Source organism: Streptomyces sp. NPDC005794, from assembly GCF_042871445.1.
Taxonomy (GTDB): Bacteria; Actinomycetota; Actinomycetes; order Streptomycetales; family Streptomycetaceae; genus Streptomyces.
Window position 1 is genome coordinate 78881 of record NZ_JBIAIN010000021.1, and the last position, 20336, is coordinate 99216.

Here is a 20336-nt window from a genome sequence, read left to right on the forward strand (position 1 = left end):
GGGTCGCTGGACAGATCGGTGGAGGCGAGTGAACAATGGCCTGGTCACACCCCCCGATCACCACCGGCCACGCTCTTGGTACGGACCATCCAGGCCGGATCGTCAGGCTATTCGTCCGGGCCGACGTCGAATAACCTGTTTCCATAAGCGCGTTCGTCGAGAAGCGAGCGCGTTCGTCGCACATCCACCGTCAGCGTCCCTTCGTCGGTCACATGCCCGTGCGAAGAGTCGGCGCGAAAGGACGCGGCCCGCCTCGGCGATGCTCCCGCCGGAGATCGCCCCCGGGCGGGTGTCCTGCCGCTACGGACCCACCGTCGAGGAGCAACCATGGTGAGCCACGCCGCCCGCGCCACGAGTAAGGGAATACAGCAGTTCCATTCGTCCCCCGGCGCGGAAGCAACCTTGGTGTGCTTCCCGCACGCCGGCGGCGCTGCGAACTACTACCGGCCGCTCTCCGCCGCGCTGAGCCCTGGCATCGACGTTCTGGCGGTCCAGTACCCGGGGCGCCAGAACCGCAGGGCCGAGCCCCTCGTCGGCACCATCGACCAGCTGGTCGACGACAGCGTGGAGGCGTTGGGTCCGTGGGCCCACCGACCGCTGTCCCTGTTCGGACACAGCATGGGAGCGGTGGTCGCCTACGAGGTGGCCGGACGGCTGACCGCGGCCGGCAGCCCGCCCGTCACCCTCATCGTCTCCGGCAGTCGCGCACACGGTGACGGGCCGGCGCGTGAGGTGCACCGGCGGGACGATGACGGGGTCGTGGCAGAGATCAGGCGACTGGGTGGGACGGACACGCGCGTGCTCGAGGACCCGGAGATGCGCGCCCTGTTCCTGCCGACTCTCCGCGCCGACTACCAGGCCGTGGAGACTTACCGGCAGACCGAGGGGCCGCTGCTCTCCTGCCCGGTGCTCGCCCTGGCCGGCGACAGCGATCCAGTGGCGTCCCCGGCCGAGATGCGCCACTGGGATGCCCGGACATCGGCACAGTTCGACCTCCTCAGCTTCAGCGGCGGTCACTTCTACCTGGCAGACCACACTGCGGCTCTGGCGTCCGTCGTACGCGACCATGTCATCGCTCTGACCCGCTGAACGCGGCGGCGACGAGGGGGCGGACGCCCGGGACGGAGGGGAACGCGCCCCTGCTCCGTGGCCGGGTCCCCGGCGGCACTCGGCGTGTCGTCCTCGCGTACGGGATTTCGAACGCGTGAAAGGCTGCCCCCCACGTGCTGCCCACATGTGACGAGCCGGGTGAGCAGGGCGTCCTGAGGCTGGAACCTCGGTAGGGCCGTTCCTTCGGATGCGGCACACTGCGCGGCGCTCCACCAGGTACTCGCACGACAGCGGCCGGCCGGCCGTCTCGCTGTCCGGCGGCCCCGCGCGGAACGGGGTCCGCTCGGTGAGCGCGCCGCTGTACCAGCTGAAAGCGGAGTTCTTCAAAACCCTCGGACACCCGGTGCGTATCCGCGTCCTGGAACTCCTCAGCCAGCGCGAGCACGCGGTCTCCGAGATGCTGTCCGAGATCGGCATCGAAGCGGCCCACCTCTCCCAGCAACTGGCCGTCCTGCGCCGATCCAACCTGGTCGTCCCCCGTCGCGAGGGCTCCGCCGTCTACTACTCGCTGACCAACCCACACGTGGCGGAGCTGTTGCGGGTGGCGCGAACCATCCTGTCCGGCGTGCTGACGGGCCAGGCCGAACTGCTTGCCGATCTTCAGGCCGACGAACCTGACACCGCGCTCCAGCGGCGCAGGTCAGCGACTCAGTAGAGCGGAACGGATCATCCGCTGACGCGGGAGTGCGCATGCCCGGCCGGCGTGGTGTGCGGCTCGGACGGGTACGCGGTGCCCGGCGGCGTGCTGGTCCCTCTCGGCGATGAAGACGATCACCGTCGACCCCGAGACGCGAGTGGCGCGCGCCCAGCCGCGCGCCCAGCCGGGCGCCCTGGTCGGGGCGCTGGACGCCGCCGCTCACCTTCGACGTACTGCCCGGTGAGAGCAATGGCGGAGGATACGAGATGCGAACTCGTGAGGGGTTGCCCCCAACACGCTTCCCAAGCCTTCGCCCGGCTGCACGGGGACGGGTACGGGCATCCCGACCTGGGCGGAGGCGGCGGCTACGGGCTTGCCGAACTATGGAGTACGCCTGCGAACGAGACCAGAACTGAGACCTGATGCCCGTTCATTTGCCGGCCTCCGGGCCGTACCACTGCATGGCCTGGCCGGTGACGGCGGCGATGCATGCGAAGTCGTGGTCGCGGTGCAGGAGGGTCAGTCCCTGGAGCTCCGCGGTCGCGGCAACGACGAGGTCCACAGCTCCCGCGCTGCGGTGCTGGCCGCGCTGGGTCAGCAACTCCTGAACGTGCCAGGCGCGGTCGTAGGCGCGGTCATCGACGGGCACCCAGCCGAACAGCACTCGCAGGTCCTCGATGCCGCGCGCACGGTCTGCGGCGGAGCGGGCGCTGTAGAAGAACTCCAGCTCGGTAACAGGGCAGGTCGCGATGAGTCCTGCTGTGGCGGCCTGGTCCCAGCCGTATTGCTCGGCGTCGTCGCGGAGGAATCGGGCGAGCGCGCTGGTGTCGATCAGGAACTGCGCCGCGCTCACCGCCGGTAGTCCCTCTTGTCCGCGAAGAGATCCAGATCGAAGCCTCCATCGCCTGCGGCAGCCCGCAGCCGAGTGAGGGCGAGCGCCCGTCGGCGGTTCTCGAGCACCTCGCGCAGAGCGGTATTGACCGTTTCCTTCTTGGTGCCGGTACCCAGAGCCTGGGCTACGTCGGCCAGCAGATCGTCGTCCAGGTCGATAACCGTACGGCTCATCGAGCACCTCCTGAGATATCAATTATGGAGTCGAGTATATCTCAGTGGATGTCTCGGGTCCTGATGGTGTCGATGCCTGGGTCCCCAGAGTGGTCGGTGCCGGGCAGTATGTTGAGGGTGTTCACACCACGAGACAGCGATGCGTGGGCGGGAAGTCTGATATCCGCGGATCTATGCAGGCGCATAAGGGATATTCTTGGGCATTCTGTCAATCTTCCGCGCGCTGGGTTGTGCCGGTGGGGTCACCTCCCCTCTATGAGCACTGCAATGCGCAGTTGATGCCACATGGCTGACCTCCCTAACATCGCAGCCATCGGATCCGCTGTCGGGGCGGTTCGCGCAGCAGAACGGGGCCAGCATGAGAATCACGAGACACCAGAAGCAGAAATTGGTGTCGAGGGCAGCTATCGCAGAGATGGCCGGTGTGCGGCGCTCGGCGATCACCAACTGGGAGCGCAGGTACACGGACTTCCCCAGCCCCACGAGGGCCGGCGGTACTGACTACTACTACCTGTCCCACGTGCTCACCTGGCTGAGTGGGCGCTCGGTGCCGCCGAGGGCCCGTCGGGGCGATGAGGGTGCAGATGTCACATACGCCGACCGTGTAATGGCGTCTCTCACGGCGGCGTCGGAAACCGAAACCGCAGGGGCCCTCGAAACGGAGGGTTTCCCGGCCGTCCGGGGCATGGCGGCTGATGAAACCGACGGCAAGCGCCTCAGTTCGGTCGAGGTCCTGTTCCGCGAGCAGAACGAGGGGAACTGGGGAGCAGGACCGCGAGCCAGCTTCCTGTACCTGCTGTTCTGCCTCCTCTTCCTGAGGTGGGCCGAGCCGAGGAGGTGGGCAGATGTGCGGCGGGCCGCCGCACACGGTCAGGCAGGAACGCACCTCCACACATTCCTGCCCACGGTCGCCCAGCAGGTCGAGCAGGCTCTCGCCGCGCAAGGGGTGACCAGCGCCATGGCAGTGAGGCTCGAGGGCCTCAAACCCCGCAGCCACCACGACATCGTCCACCTCCTGGACATGATCGAAGATCTGGGGCGCGGATGTTTCACCGAACTGCTGAGTCACCATGCGCATGAAGCCGGGCTGGGCAGCCGTGATGCCTTCACCCCGCCTGGCGTTGCACGTCTTCTGGCAGCACTGCTCGGCGCGAGTTCCTCGGCCCAGAGCCTGTACGACCCGAACGGCCGGGGTGGCGAACTCCTGTCAGCCGTATTGGCCGCCAGGCCGGAGCCGGGAGATGAGGTCGGCGGACAGGTTCCGGCTGTCGTTGCAGGGAGCGCCCATCCGGAGACGCGCGACCTCGCGGCCATGAATCTCATGGTGCACGGTGCTCGTCCGGAGTGGCTGAACCTTACGGGCTCAACCCGCCCTTGGTCGGCGGGGGTTCGTCAACGGCGCCGGGCGGATCTCGTTCTCACCAATCCGCCGTTCAACGTTCCTGCGGCGCCGGTTGATGCCGACTGGTGGATCTATGGAGAACCGCCGGCATCCAACGCCAACCTGGCGTGGCCCCAGTACGCGGTCATGTCCCTCAACGAAGGCGGCCGGGCAGCCGTCCTCATGCCCAACAGCGCCGCCACCTCCTCCAACCTCAAGGAACAGCGTATTCGGCACGCCCTGGTGGATCGCGGAGTCGTGGAATGCGTCGTCGCACTACCGGCCAAGATGTTCAGCGCCACCACGATCTCTGTCAACGTCTGGATCCTGAAACCAGAAACGCAGGAGCAGAGCTCGGGACAGGTTCTGTTCATCGACGCGTCCGGCCTGGGGAACAAGGTATCCAGGAAGCTGTCCGTCCTGGAGGCTGACGACTGCGCGCTCATCGCGGCTGCCTACCATGCGTGGCGCGGGACGGGCGGAAACGACGCGGTCATCCCGGACTCCCGGCTTCCCTGCGCGGCTGTCCGAAGGGAGGCCATCAACGCAGCTGGTTCCTCGTTGCGCCCTGCCGACTACGCGCGGCCCGCGAGGCGGTCAAGCGTAGAAGCCGAAGGGCTGACAGATCCTTATGGCGCTCTGCTGAGGTCACGGAAGGCGGCTGGGCAGGCCGACGCCCGGACCGACGCCAGGGTTGCTGAGTTCAGGCAAGTCGACGGCGGGATCGGCGGATTGCTCGGTACAGCACCAGATGACCGGGAATGGCGGAGCCTCGGCGAGTTGTGCGAGCTGCAAGCAGGCCCCTCTCCATCACTGCTGCCGAAGGAGACCTACGTGCCCGCCGGCGCGGTGCCGGTTGTGCAGCCCAAGCACCTGCGCGATCGCAGGGTCGCCGACGCGCGCGATACGGCCGTTTCGTACGACAAGGCGCAGAGGATGCGGCGCTTCGCTCTGGAAGAAGGAGACATCCTGTGCGCGCGGACGGGCACAGTGGGGCCCGTGGCTCACGTGCAGGCGGACCAGGTGGGCTGGTTGTTCGGCAGCAACCTGATCCGTCTCCACCGGTTCGCGCCCGAGGTCTGCCCCGCCTATCTGCTGGCCTACCTCTCGCTCCCGCAGACCGTCGAATGGATCAAGAGCCGGTCCGAGAAGACCACAGTCCCCTCAATCAGCAAGACGGACCTTCAGGCACTGCCGGTGCATCTGCCGATGTGGTCCGAGCAACGGCGCATCGCTGAGGCACTGGAAGCGCTCGACGAGCAGATCGCCAGGCACTCGGAGGTTGCTCGGGCGGCATCCCAGGTGCACAAGAATCTGGCCGAGCAACTGATCGGACTTGCCGCCCTCTCCGGTTCAACTCTGCCTACCTCAGCCGGCGCCTTCCCCGAGAGGACCTCACGATGAGTGACCTGCCCTTTGCCGCGAGGTTCGCGTGGCTCCTGGTGGTCCTGCTGTTCTCTGTCGTCGTCGGGTTAGCGGCCTTCATCTTGAAGACGCGCACCGGAACACGAGCTGCCGACGCTGCCCTCGTGGCAGGCTCCGCGTTCGCCGGCAGCGTGATCCTGAGCCTTGGGCTGATCGCCGCAGCAGTCGGTGTGTGACCAGGCAACGCAGAAGGCCCCTTGAACCCAAGGTATCCCGGTCGGGGCCTTCGACGTATTGCCCGGTGAGAGCAATGGCGAAGGATACGAGATGCGAACTCGTGAGGGGTTGCCTCCAACACGTTCCAGATGTCCGTCCGGGGGTCCGGCGGGGCCGTGGGGGTCCTGACCTGCGAGGGAGGACTCTGCGTGGCCCTGTCCGGACGGGCCCGGAGGGGGGAATGAGACCAGGACTGAGACTATGAAAGTCACTTGCCGGCGTCAGGCCCGTAGCACTGGACGGCTTGCCCGGTGACGGCGGCGATGCACTCGAAGTCGCGGTCGCGGTGCAGGAGCGTGAGGCCTTGGAGCTCGGCGGTGGCTGCTACCACCAGGTCGGCTGCCCCTGTGCTGCGGTGCTGACCTCGTTTGGTCAGGGCTCCCTGGACCTGCCAGGCCCGGCTGTATGCCCGATCGTCTACGGGGACCCACCCGAAGAGGAGACGCAGGTTCTCGATTCCCTGCGCGCGGTCGTCGGCGGAGCGGGCGCTGTAGAAGAACTCGGGTTCGGTGATTGGACAGGTCGCGATGAGACCTGCCGCTCGACCTGGTCGCATCCGTACTGCTCGGCGTCACCACGCAAGAACCGGGCGAGGGCGCTGGTGTCGATGAGGAACTGGGCCGAGTTCACCGACCTTAGTTCCTCTTGTCCTCGAAGAGCTCGAGATCAAAGGCCCCTCGTCTGCTGCCGCATGTCTTTGACCACGAAGAAAGCAGTCGAGCACCGGGCACATCAGCCGACGCAACCTCACCGAGACGACGGCCCGCCGTCCGTCAACCGGCACGGCGGTGAGCACGCGGCTGACCGGCGGGGCGGGCGAGGGGCGATGTCATCGCCGGTCCGTCCGGGGCGGTCGGTGTGGGGACCGTCGCGCCGTCGCGGCGGCCGCCACGGGGCCGGTCCCGGAGGTGGCCGCCGCGACGCCGCTGTCCGGCTACGCCTTGCGGAGGCGGCCGATGATGCCGTTGAGATCCTGATCGAAGAACCCGGGGTCGACCTTGTGGCCGCCTGCCCTCTCGTGCGACTCGTGCTGGATGCCCGCCCTGTCGAGGAAGCCGCGGAACTCCCGCTGGGTATCGAGCACGCCGACCTCGTTGAACGTGTCCCAGAAGGTCGGCTCGGGGCTGGTGCCGGCGACCATGAAGACCCGCTTGCCCCGGTAGCTCTCGAGCCGCTCGATCGGGTTGTCCGCGCTGACCCGGGCCTGGTCCCAGAACGGCGCGCCGTAGACCGTGCCGCCGCCCAGTTCGACGGCAGCGGACGAGGCGTTGGCCCAGTGCACGACAGCGCCGTTGACTCCGGCGACGGGACCGCGCAGGCTGGCCGGACCGGAGTGGGAGCTCACCGAGGCGAAGTGCCCCCAGTATTTGGCCGCGTACTTCAGCGCGCCGAAGCCGCCCATCGAGAAGCCGGAGACGGCGCGGCCGTCGAATTCGGCGTACGTCCGGAAGTTCGCGTCGATCCACGGGATCAGCTGCTCGATGTGGAAGTGCTCCCAGTCACGGGCGCCGACGTTGGTGCTGACCGGGTTGGAGTACCAGCCCGCGCGTCCGCCGTCGGGCATCACCACGATGACCGGCTTGCCGGCGGTCGCCGGACGGATGCCCCAGCGGTCCCAGAAGATGAAGTCCTGCTCGCCGCCGTGCAGGAGGTAGAGGACGGGATACGTGCGACCGCTCGAGTGGTAGTCGTCGGGGAGCAGGACGTTGACGGCGGGGGACCAGCCGCCGATCGCACCGGTCTGGAACCGGTAGTACCACATGCGGGGGTCGGTCTCCATACGGTCCACGATGTGCAGTCCGAAGCCGTCACCGGCGGTGGCGCCCCGGGTGGCCGCGCTCGCCGGCGAGGCCGACGCGACGACGCCCGTGCCGCCGAGGGCCATGGCCGCGGAGACTCCGCCGACGGTCTTGAGAAGGTTTCTGCGTGTGGTGCGGTGCTGCTCGCTCAACTGTGCCTCCTGGTCGGGGACTTGTTCCGGTACGTGGTGGCGTCGGTGGTTCCGCCCGCTCGGAAGCTAGTCGCCCGACGTTCTCGGCGCCATCCGGAACGATCCGGAGTGACAGAGCCCTCGGGTCCTGATGGGCTGGGCCGGTGACGGGGCAGGTCTTCCGTACCGGGAGGCGCCGGCCGCAGTCGGCCGGCAGGGCGGCCCGCCGGGACGGGGCCGGCGCGGAGCCGCCCGCTACGACGAGGCCGACGCGGAGCCGCCGTCAGCACGAGGAGGCAGGTGACGGCACCGGGAAACCTCGGGCCGGCCCTCCGCCCGCACAGCGGGCAGCCAGGCGGCGTCCCGCGCGGAGCCGCTCGGGAGACGGACACGGATCCACTCGGACGACTGCCGGTCCGCCTCGTCGATGATGGGAGTCCCTTGAGCGATGCCGCAGTCGGCAGTGAGGACGTCACCGTGCCACACGCGGGTCGGCACCACATTGTCGGCGGTGTAGGAGCCCCAGGGATCGATCGCCAGCCCGAGACTGCAGTCGGGGTCCCGCTCCGCCGCTTCCTGGCACGCGAGTTCGGCGTTGAACACCGTGATCTTCACGGGGCCGGCCAGGTTGCCGGGCGGCCCGGCGTACAACCACACTCCCGCGGTCGCGGCGCACACCGCGCCGGTCGCGAGGAGGACACGGACGCCGCGTCGCCGACGTGGCACGGGTCGCCTCCCCGCGCGGTCGGTGACGGGCGGCCCCGCGGCGATACGCGGGAGCAGGCTCTCGGCCGTGTGCGCGGCGCGTGCCGCGTGGGTCGGGGCCAGGCAGTCAGCGATCAGCGCATGCCAGAACGGCGGCACCGCACCGTCCATACGCAGCCGTGCCCGCCCTTCGGCGTACTCCTGTACGGCGGCGGCGCGCGCCATCGGGGTGGCGCCGGGAAACGGCGGGACGCCCGAGGCGAACACCTCGTGCATCAGGACGCCGAGTGCCCAGATGTCGGTGCTCGGCCGGGACTCGACTCCTTGCTCGCCGAGCGGAGCCTTCCAGCGCTCCGGCGGAAGGTAGTCCATGGTTCCCATCGGGGGCGCGTAGCCGTGGGTGCCGTGGGTGCCGGTGAGTTCAGCGGCCAGTCCGAAATCGGAGAGCTTGACGGAACCGTCCTTCATGAGCAGGACGTTCTCCGGTTTGAGGTCCCCGTGCACCCAACCACTGCGGTGCAGATGAGCCACGCCCTCGCAGACGCCGGCGACCAGGCGCGCGCCTTCCGCTTCGGCGACTCCCTGGCCGAGGACATCCCGGAGACTGCACGCGGCCCGTTCCATGATCAGCACGATCGCCCCGTCGAGGAACGGTCGGGCGGGTTCGCTGAGCACGACGAAGTCCAGCAGGCGGATCAGCCTCGGATGGCCGGCACGGCGTCCGAGTTCGACCTCCCGGCGTGCGGATTCAGCGACGCTGCGGGTCTGGCGCGGTGCGAGACCGGCTGTCGGAAGGAACTTGAGCGCGACCTCTTCGGGACCTGCCGGACGGCCGTCACCGTGGTGGTCGCGGCCACCACCACCGACGAGGCGTCCCGCGTAGACCTTGGCCCAGCCCCCTGCCCCGATCGGCTCGGTGACCTCCCAATCAAGGACGCGGTAGCCACGCGGGAGCGGCTCCCTACCGTCATGTCCGGCTGTGTCGGCCGGGCCGGACAACGGCATCACTCCGGACCATGGGTCGCTTCGACGCGCCTGTCCGGTCATGGCGTGTTCCACTCCCGGGGGGCGGCCCCCGCCCGCCGCGGCAGCAGCGCCAGGTGCTCCTCCCGGACGAGCCAGAAACGCAGCACGAGCCCGACGAGCGCCTCCCGCTTACCGTTGCGGCGCGCTCCCGTGCGGGGCCCGCGCTCCGCCGGATCACCGATCCGCATCTTTTCGTCGGCCAGGTAGTCGATGTGTGAACTGATCGCCCGGGCCGTCAGGTGGCGGCAGGCGTCGTGATCCCGCAGCCGTTCGACGATCTGAGGCGTCGTGGGTACCGCGACCGATGATTCGTCGCGCAGGCGCGGTTCGCAGAGCGCCACCAGTACGAGGAAATAGAGCGAGGTCTCGTCCAAGGAGTAGGCCGCGACGGTGCGACTGCCCCACTGGCCGTCCGATCCGTCCCCGGGCAGGTAGACATGGTCCGGGGCGAACACGTGGAAGGAGACGGCGGTGTTGCCGCGTGCGGGCAGCACGACTCGGGAGAACTCGAAGGGGATGGGCGCTCCGGCGCGCCTGGGCGGCACTCTCAGGTACTCCCCAGCACCCTCCGGGTTCTCGACCAGGTAGCTCTGGCTCGTACTGTGATTGCTCAGCTGCCAGTGGTCGTCCGTCACGCGGATCTCCCCCGCCAGCCGGGAGATCGCCGCATCGTCGAGGCGGAGTTCGACCGGGGCTCCCGCCGAGCCCCGTCCGAAGCGCGCCGTCTCTCCCGGGCCCAGCCGCAACGTCATGGGGCCACCGCACGGCTCGCCCTCGCCGCTCCGCAGTGGCAGATGAACCACGATGCCGCTCACTTTCCCCCTTCTCGTTCGATCGCCGCGCAGACACCGGCGTGTCTGCGCGATGTGGCACGCGCCCCGGCAACTCCGTGAGGACACGTGGCGAGAACACGCGGTGAGAACACGCATCGAGTCTGCCGCCGACTCAATGGGCACAGAAGGAATTTCTGGAAGAAGTCTCTATTTTTTCAGCCATCTCCGACCGGCTCGTGGCCTGGACGAAGCGGACGCTGAGGTTGATCCCAGCGGAACAGCTCGAGCCGATCCGGCCCGTGCCGTGACGGATGCCGTGCCGGCGGCAGACCTCGGTGAAGGCGGCCGCGCTGTACTGACCAGGTTCCACCGGTGGAGTCGCGCATCACCAGGCCCGGCGCGGCCGGCGCCGTGTGGTCCGCGCCGGTCGTCCGCTTCTTCCACATACGTCGAAGGGCCCCACCGCAAGCCCCTTGGGGCTTGGGCTCTAACGGTCCTCACAACACCCGCGATCTGTGGGAGTTGCGAGGACCGTGGCCGTTGGACGCGATGATGTTTCGGGGTTGAGGGAGCGTTTCCTTGCGCGGCTGGATGCCGTGGGGAACGTGATCGTGGTGGCGCGCGAGCTGGGGGTGAACCGGAACACTGCGTACGGCTGCGAACGAGACTACGGATGAGACTGAGCCGCCGGTCCTGTGGGTCTCGCCGTGGTGCCTACCGCTTCTTGCGGATCTTGCGCTTCTTTGCCTTGGCTTCCTTCTCCTTACGCTGTGCAACACCGTAAGCCGACCAGGGGCCTTGGTGTTTCGCGCAACGAGAGGTGCCGACTACCGCGAGGTTTCGGCACGCCGTGCCAGCTTTGGTGCGTGCGCCGCACCTGGACTGAGATGCCACTCCGTCCCCCTACTCAGAGGCCAAGGAACTCCAGACCTCACGAAGACTGCTTCGCAGCGCTTACGGCAGGGAGGGCGTACACGCGACGCACGGAAGCACGACACCGGGCGACCCTGGCAGGTCGGAAATGCAGTCGCCACTCTGGAGGGGAGGGCCGGCCGAGGGCTTCCGTCGAGACGGCCTCGGACACTGCGCCGCATAGGCGCGCCACGATTCCGTGGCCTGGCCTTATAGCCTTCGCGGCCTTTGTCTGTCCGCCACGGCCCACAATTGTCAGCACGTGCTGAGCTTCGCGCCTCCTGACGGCTAATGCCCCAACACCCCTACGGCGCTGCACAGATCTTTTCGTCTGGATTCGACGGTGTCGCAGGTTCCAGGGCGGAAATAGCTAAGTGGTGCACGCGCCTGACTGGTCAGTATTCTAGGGGTTGTGTCGCAGTATTGATTGCACCTCCTTCAATTGTTTGTATGATGCTCGGACATGCTTTACGAATTCACTCCCAGGGTGACGTATGAGAACTTATTCTTCCCCTCGGAACTGGCTGCGCGGCACCAGTGCCACAATCGATCCAGGCCAGGTATATGCACACGTCATGCTCTGCGGTCGAAGAGTTTACCCGTTCGACAACATAGAGGGCGCTGGCCCGTTGCGTATGCCCCTCCAAGGCCACACATGGTGGGGGAAGGTGAGCGTTGCGAATCAAGCGACGATCGAAATACCGATCAACGTCCAAGAGAATGGGTACTTCCTGGACGCTGCGCTCTGGTGGCCCGAATCCGGCACCCACAACGATATCGACCTCTCCTTGAGTTCCGGTACCCGCTTCGAATCGAGTGCTTCAATCAACAGCGTTTTCGAGAGGTGCCGGAAGGACGGAGCGGCTGGCGGCGCCTGGCAGCTGCGCATTCGAGGCTTCAATGTTCCATCCAGTCCACAGACGGTCTACTGGGCGGCTCATGTGATGTTCCTGTGAGGCTATCCGTGGTCGTCGATGTCTACCGCGGGCAGCCGTGGTACATGGCGCGGCCCGAGCCGGAGGACGAGATCGCCGGCACGCTGGAAGCCTCAAATCCTGTCATCGGACCCGGCAATCGACCGGCGTTGTCGTTCGTGCTGCGGACCGTAGACGATGAACTGCCGGTGTACGCCGCAGGAGTCGTGGACACGCTTGGCCCGTTGGCAGGATTTCACCTGCAGATCCGGGGCAAAACCGTCGACTTCACCAACCAAGGCGGAACCCGCGAACTTTGGATCGCCACGATCGTCGCCGCGGGAGGAATCGGGGAGTAACTTCCCCAGGCCGCATAGGGTCGCGGGTCGGCGTCTGGGGCCGTCTCCACGAAGCAGTTCTGCACCGACTCGACGACGTTGGCCTCGTCGACGTCACCCGCGTCGTCCTCGACTCCGCCCACGTAAGGGCTAGATCAATTTGTCGCTGCCTGACTTCGGGCACCCCGGGCGTCCCGATCTGTTGCGGGAGATCACCGCCAGGGTCTCCGATCGCGACGCGCAGCTGCTCGAATGCCTCGTACACCACGACGGGCGGTAATGCCTGTCGGAGACCGGCGGGAAGTCCCCGTGGATGTTCATCCGTCGAGGCAGGGTTGAGGGCCGACGACCTCTCGTGGCCTCGCACCTACCGATCACGCACAAGCCGACCCCGGCGGAGAGCGCCCAGCACAAGGCAACCAAGGAGCGGATCGTCGAGACCGCCGGGCGGTACGGCCTGGACGCCGAGGCCGAGGTTCCCATGGCGAACCGGCGGCGCGTCTCGGACGCCGTCGTCACCGGGCCTGGTGGTCGCAGGATTGGCTGGGAGATCCAGTACCACCACCTCAGCCCCAGCAGCGTGCACCGGCGTTCGGTCAACGCCGTGGAGCACGGCACCACCCGCTGTGGGTGGCGAAGGACCGGACGGCTTCCCTGATCGACCGCGCCCCCTGGGCACGCGTCGACGACATGCCGTGGAAGGACATTGTCGACCGCAAGGAGATGGTGATCCGCGGCGGCTACCGGCACCTCGAAGTCTGGAAGTGCGTACCGAGCAGCGAGCGCCACTGCCTCCTCAGCGAGGGCGCCGGTCATTACGGCGCGATTCACGCGGACTGGTTCGTGCCGGCGCTGTGCCTCCCGGAGAAGAAGCCGGTCTGCATCGAGGACCTGGTCCTGCAGAGCGCTACGGGGGAGAGCGTCCCGGTCTACGTGCCCAGTCGGGGCAGTGGCCGCGCTGGGCGGCACATGTGGGTGTCGGCGGCCGACCGCGCGCTGTGGGAGGAGATCGTCGACGAGAAGACGCCCCTGCCCGCAGTCCCGGCAGAAGACGACGACGTGATCACCTTCGCTGAGCAGGAGATCGACCGCACCTGCCGGGCAGGCGAAGACAGTTGGTTCATCAGTGACGGCCGGCCTCTTCGTGACTTCGATCAACCGACAGACGGCTTCACCCTCCCCCGTCTGCCGGCCCAACGCTCCAGCGACCCGATGTGGATCACTCCCCTCGAGCGGGCAGCAGCCTCCGCAGCGCTGGGCTGCCCACCATGGGAGCTCGGGCTGTGTACCGGCTGCAGCCAGATGATGCGGCGGTACGGGCAGAACGCGGCCATGTACTGCAACGTGTGCCGGGCGGCCTCAACGGGCGGTAGCCGGGAACTGCAACCAGAACTGCAACCACCAACGTCGAAGGCCCCCGCAGCAAGCTGCGGGGGCCTTCGACGTATTGCCCGGTGAGAGCAATGGCGGAGGATACGAGATTCGAACTCGTGAGGGGTTGCCCCCAACACGCTTTCCAAGCGTGCGCCCTAGGCCACTAGGCGAATCCTCCGCCGCAAACAATACAAGACGTTGGAGGGTGCTCGCGAACACGTTCCCCGGAGATCGTTCCGGACCGTCCTCGGCAGGGGTGCGGTCGGGGAGCGGGTGGACGGCAGGGGGCGGGGATCGGCTAAGGTGGGCGTCAGCCCCTCACGTGGCGCTATCTGACTGAACTCCCCCAGGGCCGGAAGGCAGCAAGGGTAGGTTGGCTCTGGCGGGTGCGTGGGGGGCCCTTGCGTGTCCGGGTGTGGTGTTCCGCCGGGCGCTCGGTCCGGGGCGGGGCCGGTTGTCGGTCCACCCCGATAACCTCGTATGTGTGTCGTCCCTTGCGCTGTACCGCCGCTATCGCCCCGAGTCCTTCGCCGAGGTCATCGGTCAGGAGCATGTCACTGACCCCCTGCAGCAGGCCCTGCGGAACAACCGGGTCAATCACGCGTACCTGTTCAGCGGGCCGCGGGGCTGTGGGAAGACGACCAGTGCCCGCATCCTCGCCCGCTGCCTGAACTGCGAGCAGGGCCCCACGCCGACCCCCTGCGGGGAGTGCCAGTCCTGCCGGGACCTCGCGCGCAACGGGCCGGGCTCGATCGATGTCATCGAGATCGACGCCGCGTCCCACGGTGGCGTGGACGATGCCCGTGACCTGCGGGAGAAGGCATTCTTCGGGCCCGCGTCGAGCCGGTACAAGATCTACATCATCGACGAGGCGCACATGGTCACCCCGGCAGGGTTCAACGCCCTGCTGAAGGTGGTCGAGGAGCCGCCGGAGCATCTGAAGTTCATCTTCGCGACCACCGAGCCGGAGAAGGTCATCGGCACGATCCGGTCGCGTACGCACCACTACCCCTTCCGGCTGGTGCCGCCCGGGACACTGCGCGGTTATCTCGCGGAGGTGTGCGGCAAGGAGAACAGCTTCGTCGAGGACGGTGTGCTGCCGCTCGTGGTGCGGGCAGGTGCCGGGTCCGTGCGTGACTCGATGTCCGTGATGGATCAGCTGCTGGCCGGCGCCGCCGACGACGGTGTGACATACGCCATGGCGACCTCGCTCCTCGGCTATACGGACGGGTCCCTGCTGGATTCCGTCGTGGACGCCTTCGCGGCGGGCGACGGGGCCGCTGCCTTCGAGGTCGTGGACCAGGTGATCGAGGGCGGCAACGACCCCCGGCGCTTCGTCGCCGACCTGCTGGAGCGGCTGCGCGACCTGGTGATTCTGGCCGCCGTGCCGGACGCCGGGGACAAGGGGCTCATCGACGCACCCGCCGACGTGGTGGAGCGGATGCAGGCCCAGGCGGCCGTCTTCGGCGCAGCGGAGCTGAGCCGTGCCGCCGACCTGGTCAACGAGGGGCTCACCGAGATGCGCGGGGCGACCTCGCCCCGGCTCCAGGTGGAGCTGATCTGCGCCCGGGTGCTGCTGCCCGCGGCCTTCGACGACGAGCGTTCGCTCCAGGCCCGGCTGGACCGGCTGGAGCGCGGCGCGTCCTTCGCCACGGCCGGGTCCGGCCCTGGCGCGTCCTTCGCCACGGCCGGGTCCGGCCCCGCCATGGGGTACGTACCGGGGCCGGAAGCCCATGGGGCGGGCGTCGGGATGCCCGGCGCAGGCGGCGGTCCCGCGGCGGCTCGTGCGGCAGCCCGTGGCGAGGTTCCGGGCGGTGCCCCCGCCGACGTACCGAGGGCCGCGCCCGTGGCCGCTGAGGCCGCGGCCCCGCCGGCCGTCCAGCAGCCCCGGCCCGCGGTGCCGCAGGAACAGGAAGAAGCGCCGCCCGCACAGCAACCCGCGCCCCAGCAGCCCGCGGCCCCGGCGCCCGCAGGTCAGCGCCCCGGCGCCTGGCCCGCGGCGGCCGGAGCAGGCAGCGGCGCGGAAGCGGCGTGCAGGCCCGGTGGCTGGCCGACCGCCTCCGCGCCAGGAGGCGGCGTGCCGCAGGGGCAGGCGCCTGCCCCTGCCCCGTCCGCCCCTGCCCCGTCCGCTCCGTCCCCCGTCGCGCAGGCTCCCGCGCCCGGCGGGCAGGACATGGCACAGGGCGCGGCCCAGGTGCGGAACATGTGGCCGGACATCCTCGAGGCCGTGAAGAACCGCCGCCGGTTCACCTGGATCCTGCTCAGCCAGAACGCCCAGGTCACCGGCTTCGACGGCAGCACCCTGCAGCTCGGCTTCCTCAACGCCGGAGCGCGCGACACCTTCTCCAGCAGCGGCAGCGAGGAGGTGCTCAAGCAGGCTCTGGCCGAGCAGTTCAACGCCAAGTGGCGGGTCGACGCGGTCGTCGACTCCTCGGGCGGTGGCGGCCAGCCCCCGCAAAGCGGCGGCGGTGGTGGTGGCAGGCCTCCGGCCGCGCCGTACCAGCCCGCGCCCGCCCCGCCGGCTCCGTCCTACGAGCCCCGGCCGGCCGCCCCGGCCCCGCAGGACCCGCCGGCCGCTCAGCAGCCCCCGGCGCAGCAGTCCGGGCGGCCCGAGCCGTCCTCGTACGACCGCGCGGCGCCCGAGCCCCCGCGTTCGGTCGCGCCCGAGGACGACACCGCCGAAGCGGACGATCCCGATCTGGTCGACTCGGCGCTCTCCGGGCACGACCTGATCGTCCGCGAGCTGGGCGCCACGGTCGTCGAGGAGTTCACCAACGAGTAGGGGCACCCTGGCCCCGCTCGGACTGTCCACGGGCCCCGCTCGGACTGTCCACGGGCTCCGCTCGGACTGTCCACGGGCTGCCCACGGGCGTCCACCGGCTGTCCACGGCGTCCATAAGCCGTCCGCGAGCCGCCGCCGGCCCGTCCGCGACCGCCCCCGGCCCGCCCCCGGGCTGTCCACGGAGCGGAGCCCGTCGAGTCCGCCGGCCCCCGGCGGCTAGGCTGCACCCCGTGAAGGTCCTCGTCATCGGCGGCGGCGCCCGCGAACACGCCCTGTGCCGCTCTCTCTCCCTCGACCCCGATGTCACCGCTCTGTACTGCGCCCCCGGCAACGCCGGAATCGCAGAGGTGGCCGAACTGCACCCGGTCGACGCACTCGACGGCGACGCCGTCGCGCGCCTCGCCACCGAACTGGGCGCCGAGCTGGTGGTCGTCGGCCCGGAGGCACCGCTTGTCGCCGGTGTCGCCGACGCCGTGCGCGCGGCCGGTGTCCCCTGCTTCGGTCCCTCGGGTGAGGCTGCCGAGCTGGAAGGCTCCAAGGCGTTCGCCAAGGACGTCATGGCCGGTGCCAACGTCCCGACCGCCCGCAGCTACGTCTGCACGACGTCCGCCGAGATCGACGAGGCGCTGGACGCCTTCGGCGCCCCGTACGTCGTGAAGGACGACGGCCTCGCGGCCGGCAAGGGTGTCGTCGTCACGGACGACGTCGAAGCCGCGCGTGCCCATGCCCTGGCCTGCGACCGTGTGGTCATCGAGGAGTTCCTCGACGGCCCCGAGGTGAGTCTCTTCGCGATCACCGACGGCACCACGGTGCTGCCCCTTCAGCCCGCCCAGGACTTCAAGCGCGCCCTGGACGGCGACGAGGGCCCGAACACGGGTGGCATGGGCGCGTACTCCCCGCTCCCCTGGGCCGACCCGAAGCTGGTCGACGAGGTCATGCAGACCGTCCTGCAGCCGACCGTCGACGAGCTCCGCCGCCGCGGCACCCCGTTCTCCGGGCTGCTGTACGCCGGCCTCGCGATCACGTCGCGCGGTGTACGGGTCATCGAGTTCAACGCCCGCTTCGGTGACCCGGAGACCCAGGTGGTCCTGGCCCGGCTGAAGACGCCGCTGGCCGGGGTCCTGCTCGCTTCCGCCAACGGGACCCTGGACCTCGTACCGGCGCTGACCTGGCGCGAGGACGCGGCCGTCACCGTGGTCATCGCCTCGCACAACTACCCGGGGACGCCCCGCACGGGGGACCCGATCGAGGGTCTCGCGGATGTGGTGGCGCAGGATGCACCGCACGCGTTCGTCCTGCACGCCGGAACCCGGCAGGACGGCGGCGCGGTCGTCAGCGCCGGAGGGCGTGTGCTCTCCGTCACGGCGACGGGCAAGGACCTCACACAGGCCCGGGAGCGGGCCTACACCGCGGTGGGCCGGATCCGGCTCGACGGCTCCCAGCACCGTACGGACATCGCCCGCAAGGCTGCCGAAGACGCCTGAGACGCCTGAGACGGGACGTCTGGGACGCCTGAAGACGCCTGAGACGGGACGTCTGGGACGCCCGGGACGCCTGCGACGGCCACCTGCTCGTCCCCTGTGCCCGGCCCTCCACGGAGGCGCCGGGCGCGGGTGTGTCAGGTGCCTCCCGGCCAGGGCGCGGGAGGCCGTGTCCGCGCACCCGGGGCAGGGGGCGCGGTATCACCGAACGCCTGGACACCGGCACGTCAGCAGCTTTACCCAAAGCCATTCCATCGGGTGACGACTCGGCCATCCGGATGACGCCCGCCGAGGGCCCAACTAGGGTGCGGCGCAAGCGTTCCGGCACTTGGCCCACCGGCATTGCGATGTCAGTGACGGGTGCCACAGTGGGGGAGTGACCAACACCGTCGCGGGGGCAGAGGGGGTGACGTCCAGCCGTGTCCGGTACCGGTTCGGTTGAGGAGCTGGGTGCGCACGCAGCGCGGGCCAGGGCTGTGGCTCTGCTGCGCATCCGCAGCAGAGCCACAGCCCTGGCGATCCTGCCGGCGGGCGCGGCCGTCGTGCTGCTCGTCGCGGGCGCCCAGGGGCGCGTCGGCCCAGGAGTGTGGTCCACCGTCAGCTGGGCGGTGGCGGCCTGCGCCGTCGTGGTCCTGCTGCTCGCCGCGGCGGTCGCCGTGGTGGTGGCGCGCGCGAGGCCCGCGGTCAGTCCCACCGTGCCTCTCACCGAGGCCGCCGCCCCCGATCTCTACCGTCTGGTCCGGGACCTCGCGGACCGGCTCGACGTCCCGGCGCCGTCGGCCATAGCGCTGACCCCGGACTGCGACAGCTGGCTGGAGGACCGTACGCACCCCGCCGCCCAGCCGGGGGCGAAGGACCTCAAAGGCATGGCGCGGGCCCGGAGGGGCCGCCGTGTCCCCGCCCCACCGGTGCTGGTGATCGGTTCTCCCTTCCTGTGGTGGATGCGGGTCGCCGAACTACGGGCGCTGCTGGCCCCGGTCGTCGCGGGCACCGGGCCGTCCGCGCACCCCGACATAGCCGCCGCCCGCCGTTTCGTCCGTGGCCTGGACGCCGCGGTCGCCGACGCCGAGGTGCCCGGACACGGGCTCGTACGCAGGATTCCCGCCGTCTTCGTGGGGTGGGTCTCCAGAGTGCTGCTGCGTGGCTGTCGCGGTCACGCGGCAGAGATGGAGCGCGGGGTCGCCGCTGCCGCGTCGGGGCGTGCCCAGGAGGTGGACTACGGGCTGCGGATCGTGGCCCAGGAGCAGGTCGGCCTGGCCTACGCGGGCTGGGACCGGCTGCTGACCCGGGTCGCGCTGCCCGCCTGGCGGATGGGGCGCTGGCCCTCCCGGCTCGACGCCGGGGTCGTCTCCGCGCTCACGGAGCTCTCCCGGCGCGACCGCCTGGCCGGGGGCTTCACCTCGCGGCTGGGGGAGCGCCCCGCCTGCGATCTGATCGAGGAGCCCGGCGCGGCCGACGAGGCTGCCTCGCTGCTGGCCGCGCGCCTGTTCCACGGCGGGCCGGCGAAGACCGGACCCGGCTGGTCCCCGGTCGACTGGCAGCAGTATCCGCAAGAGGTCGTGGACCGGAAATGGCGTTTGGAGGCCGCCCGCCTGCACCGGGTGCTCGATGCCATGGGAGTGGCCACCAGCGTCTCCGTGGGGGCGCCGGACCCGGCGCCGGACACGGTGGCGGCTGACGGCTCGGCGGTGCCCACGCTGGCGCGTGTGATCGACCACCTCGCCACGCCGGGCGCCAACAGCGAGGCGCTCGCGGCCGGGATCGGTGCCGCCGTCGCCCGTGACGAGGAGAAGGCGGCCCCGCGCACCCCGCCCGGCGCGAGCGGCGCCCTGGCGGACGGCACCGCGGCCGGGACCGGCACCGACCCCCTCGACCTGTGGGGGCCTGTCCCGCTCCCGCTCTTCCCTCTCCAGCCGCCGCGTACGGGCACGGAGCTGCTCGCCGACCACGTCGTGGCGATGGTCTGCTGCGCCGCCGTGGACACGGCGGGGGCCGCACCCGGGCTCGACTGGCTCGACGGCCCCGCGCTGCTGGTCGACGGCGGACGGAGGTCGGACCTCGGTGCCCCCGTGCTGAGCCTCGTCGAGGACGGCGATGCGGAGCCGCTGCTCTCGTGGCTCACCGCGGTGGGGGTGCGCACCGACAAGCCCGTACGCCTGGGCTGAACGATGCGCCTGCGCCGCGAGGAGGCGCGAGTTGAACGGTCGTCCGTCCACTTAGATGGCGGAAATAACCTAAATGTCCTCTCAATACGCAGAAGATCGGGC

General features: G+C 69.6%; 16 protein-coding genes, 1 tRNA gene, 1 other RNA gene and 2 pseudogenes. 13 read left to right on the forward strand and 7 right to left on the reverse strand.

What is annotated here, in order from left to right; all coding sequences use genetic code 11:
* Positions 1-327 precede the first annotated feature (327 nt).
* Positions 328-1089: a thioesterase II family protein gene (locus tag ACFYQ5_RS28915; protein ID WP_389201770.1), complete on the forward strand. Its 762-nt coding sequence runs from the start codon at positions 328-330 to the stop codon at positions 1087-1089.
* 307 nt (positions 1090-1396) lie between these two features.
* Entirely contained in the window at positions 1397-1765 is a 369-nt protein-coding gene (locus tag ACFYQ5_RS28920) for an ArsR/SmtB family transcription factor (protein ID WP_389201874.1), read from the forward strand.
* Positions 1766-2177: 412 nt separating this feature from the next.
* Here ACFYQ5_RS28920 and ACFYQ5_RS28925 read toward each other — a convergent pair whose 3' ends face one another.
* Positions 2178-2600: a PIN domain nuclease gene (locus ACFYQ5_RS28925; protein WP_389201772.1), complete on the reverse strand. Its 423-nt coding sequence runs from the start codon at positions 2598-2600 to the stop codon at positions 2178-2180.
* Entirely contained in the window at positions 2597-2812 is a 216-nt protein-coding gene (locus ACFYQ5_RS28930) for a type II toxin-antitoxin system VapB family antitoxin (RefSeq protein ID WP_389201773.1), read from the reverse strand. The genes ACFYQ5_RS28925 and ACFYQ5_RS28930 overlap by 4 nt, the downstream gene beginning before the upstream one ends.
* Before the next feature lie 685 nt (positions 2813-3497).
* Between ACFYQ5_RS28930 and ACFYQ5_RS28935 the strand changes: the two genes are divergently transcribed.
* Positions 3498-5597, forward strand: a complete 2100-nt coding sequence (locus tag ACFYQ5_RS28935) for an N-6 DNA methylase (protein WP_389201774.1) — start codon at positions 3498-3500, stop codon at positions 5595-5597.
* The gene (locus ACFYQ5_RS28940; protein ID WP_389201776.1) at positions 5594-5794 is read left to right on the forward strand and encodes a hypothetical protein; all 201 of its coding nucleotides are present in this window, start codon (positions 5594-5596) and stop codon (positions 5792-5794) included. Before ACFYQ5_RS28935 ends, ACFYQ5_RS28940 begins: the two co-directional genes overlap by 4 nt.
* Positions 5795-6042: 248 nt before the next feature.
* Here ACFYQ5_RS28940 and ACFYQ5_RS28945 read toward each other — a convergent pair.
* The 4 genes and pseudogenes from ACFYQ5_RS28945 to ACFYQ5_RS28960 all read right to left on the reverse strand — a co-directional run bounded on the left by ACFYQ5_RS28945 (position 6043) and on the right by ACFYQ5_RS28960 (position 10310).
* Positions 6043-6464: pseudogene (locus ACFYQ5_RS28945) on the reverse strand (PIN domain nuclease).
* Between the two features lie 304 nt (positions 6465-6768).
* Positions 6769-7785, reverse strand: coding sequence for an alpha/beta hydrolase (locus ACFYQ5_RS28950; RefSeq protein ID WP_389201777.1), 1017 nt, complete (start codon positions 7783-7785; stop codon positions 6769-6771).
* Between the two features lie 234 nt (positions 7786-8019).
* Entirely contained in the window at positions 8020-9516 is a 1497-nt protein-coding gene (locus ACFYQ5_RS28955) for a serine/threonine-protein kinase (protein ID WP_389201778.1), read from the reverse strand.
* Complete coding sequence (locus ACFYQ5_RS28960) at positions 9513-10310, reverse strand: serine/threonine protein kinase (RefSeq protein WP_389201780.1); 798 nt, start codon at positions 10308-10310, stop codon at positions 9513-9515. Before ACFYQ5_RS28960 ends, ACFYQ5_RS28955 begins: the two co-directional genes overlap by 4 nt.
* Positions 10311-11848: 1538 nt before the next feature.
* Here ACFYQ5_RS28960 and ACFYQ5_RS28965 point away from each other — a divergent pair.
* The 5 genes and pseudogenes from ACFYQ5_RS28965 to ACFYQ5_RS28985 all read left to right on the forward strand — a co-directional run bounded on the left by ACFYQ5_RS28965 (position 11849) and on the right by ACFYQ5_RS28985 (position 13890).
* Positions 11849-12136 (forward strand): hypothetical protein, encoded by a 288-nt coding sequence (locus ACFYQ5_RS28965; protein WP_389201782.1) that lies wholly within the window; start codon positions 11849-11851, stop codon positions 12134-12136.
* Positions 12137-12144: 8 nt separating this feature from the next.
* Entirely contained in the window at positions 12145-12453 is a 309-nt protein-coding gene (locus ACFYQ5_RS28970) for a hypothetical protein (protein WP_389201784.1), read from the forward strand.
* A 14-nt stretch (positions 12454-12467) separates the two neighbouring features.
* Positions 12468-12588: pseudogene (locus tag ACFYQ5_RS28975) on the forward strand (IS5/IS1182 family transposase); the annotation flags it as partial.
* A gap of 199 nt (positions 12589-12787) precedes the next feature.
* Entirely contained in the window at positions 12788-13090 is a 303-nt protein-coding gene (locus ACFYQ5_RS28980) for a hypothetical protein (RefSeq protein ID WP_389201786.1), read from the forward strand.
* A complete protein-coding gene (locus tag ACFYQ5_RS28985) occupies positions 13063-13890 on the forward strand; it encodes a hypothetical protein (protein ID WP_389201787.1) in 828 nt (275 codons plus the stop codon). Before ACFYQ5_RS28980 ends, ACFYQ5_RS28985 begins: the two co-directional genes overlap by 28 nt.
* Before the next feature lie 6 nt (positions 13891-13896).
* Here ACFYQ5_RS28985 and ACFYQ5_RS28990 read toward each other — a convergent pair.
* Positions 13897-13984 (reverse strand) — tRNA-Ser (locus tag ACFYQ5_RS28990).
* Positions 13985-14115: 131 nt separating this feature from the next.
* Here ACFYQ5_RS28990 and ffs point away from each other — a divergent pair.
* The 4 genes from ffs (at position 14116) to ACFYQ5_RS29010 (ending at position 20234) form a co-directional block, all read left to right on the forward strand.
* Positions 14116-14212, forward strand: an RNA gene (gene ffs, locus ACFYQ5_RS28995) — signal recognition particle sRNA small type.
* 78 nt (positions 14213-14290) lie between these two features.
* On the forward strand, positions 14291-16588 hold the full coding sequence (locus ACFYQ5_RS29000; RefSeq protein WP_389201788.1) for a DNA polymerase III subunit gamma and tau: 2298 nt from the start codon (positions 14291-14293) through the stop codon (positions 16586-16588).
* A gap of 230 nt (positions 16589-16818) precedes the next feature.
* A complete protein-coding gene (gene purD / locus ACFYQ5_RS29005; RefSeq protein ID WP_389201790.1) occupies positions 16819-18072 on the forward strand; it encodes a phosphoribosylamine--glycine ligase in 1254 nt (417 codons plus the stop codon).
* Between the two features lie 416 nt (positions 18073-18488).
* Positions 18489-20234 carry a hypothetical protein gene (locus ACFYQ5_RS29010; RefSeq protein ID WP_389201792.1) on the forward strand — a complete coding sequence of 582 codons (1746 nt, stop codon included), beginning with the start codon at positions 18489-18491 and terminating at the stop codon, positions 20232-20234.
* The last annotated feature ends 102 nt before the right edge of the window (positions 20235-20336 follow it).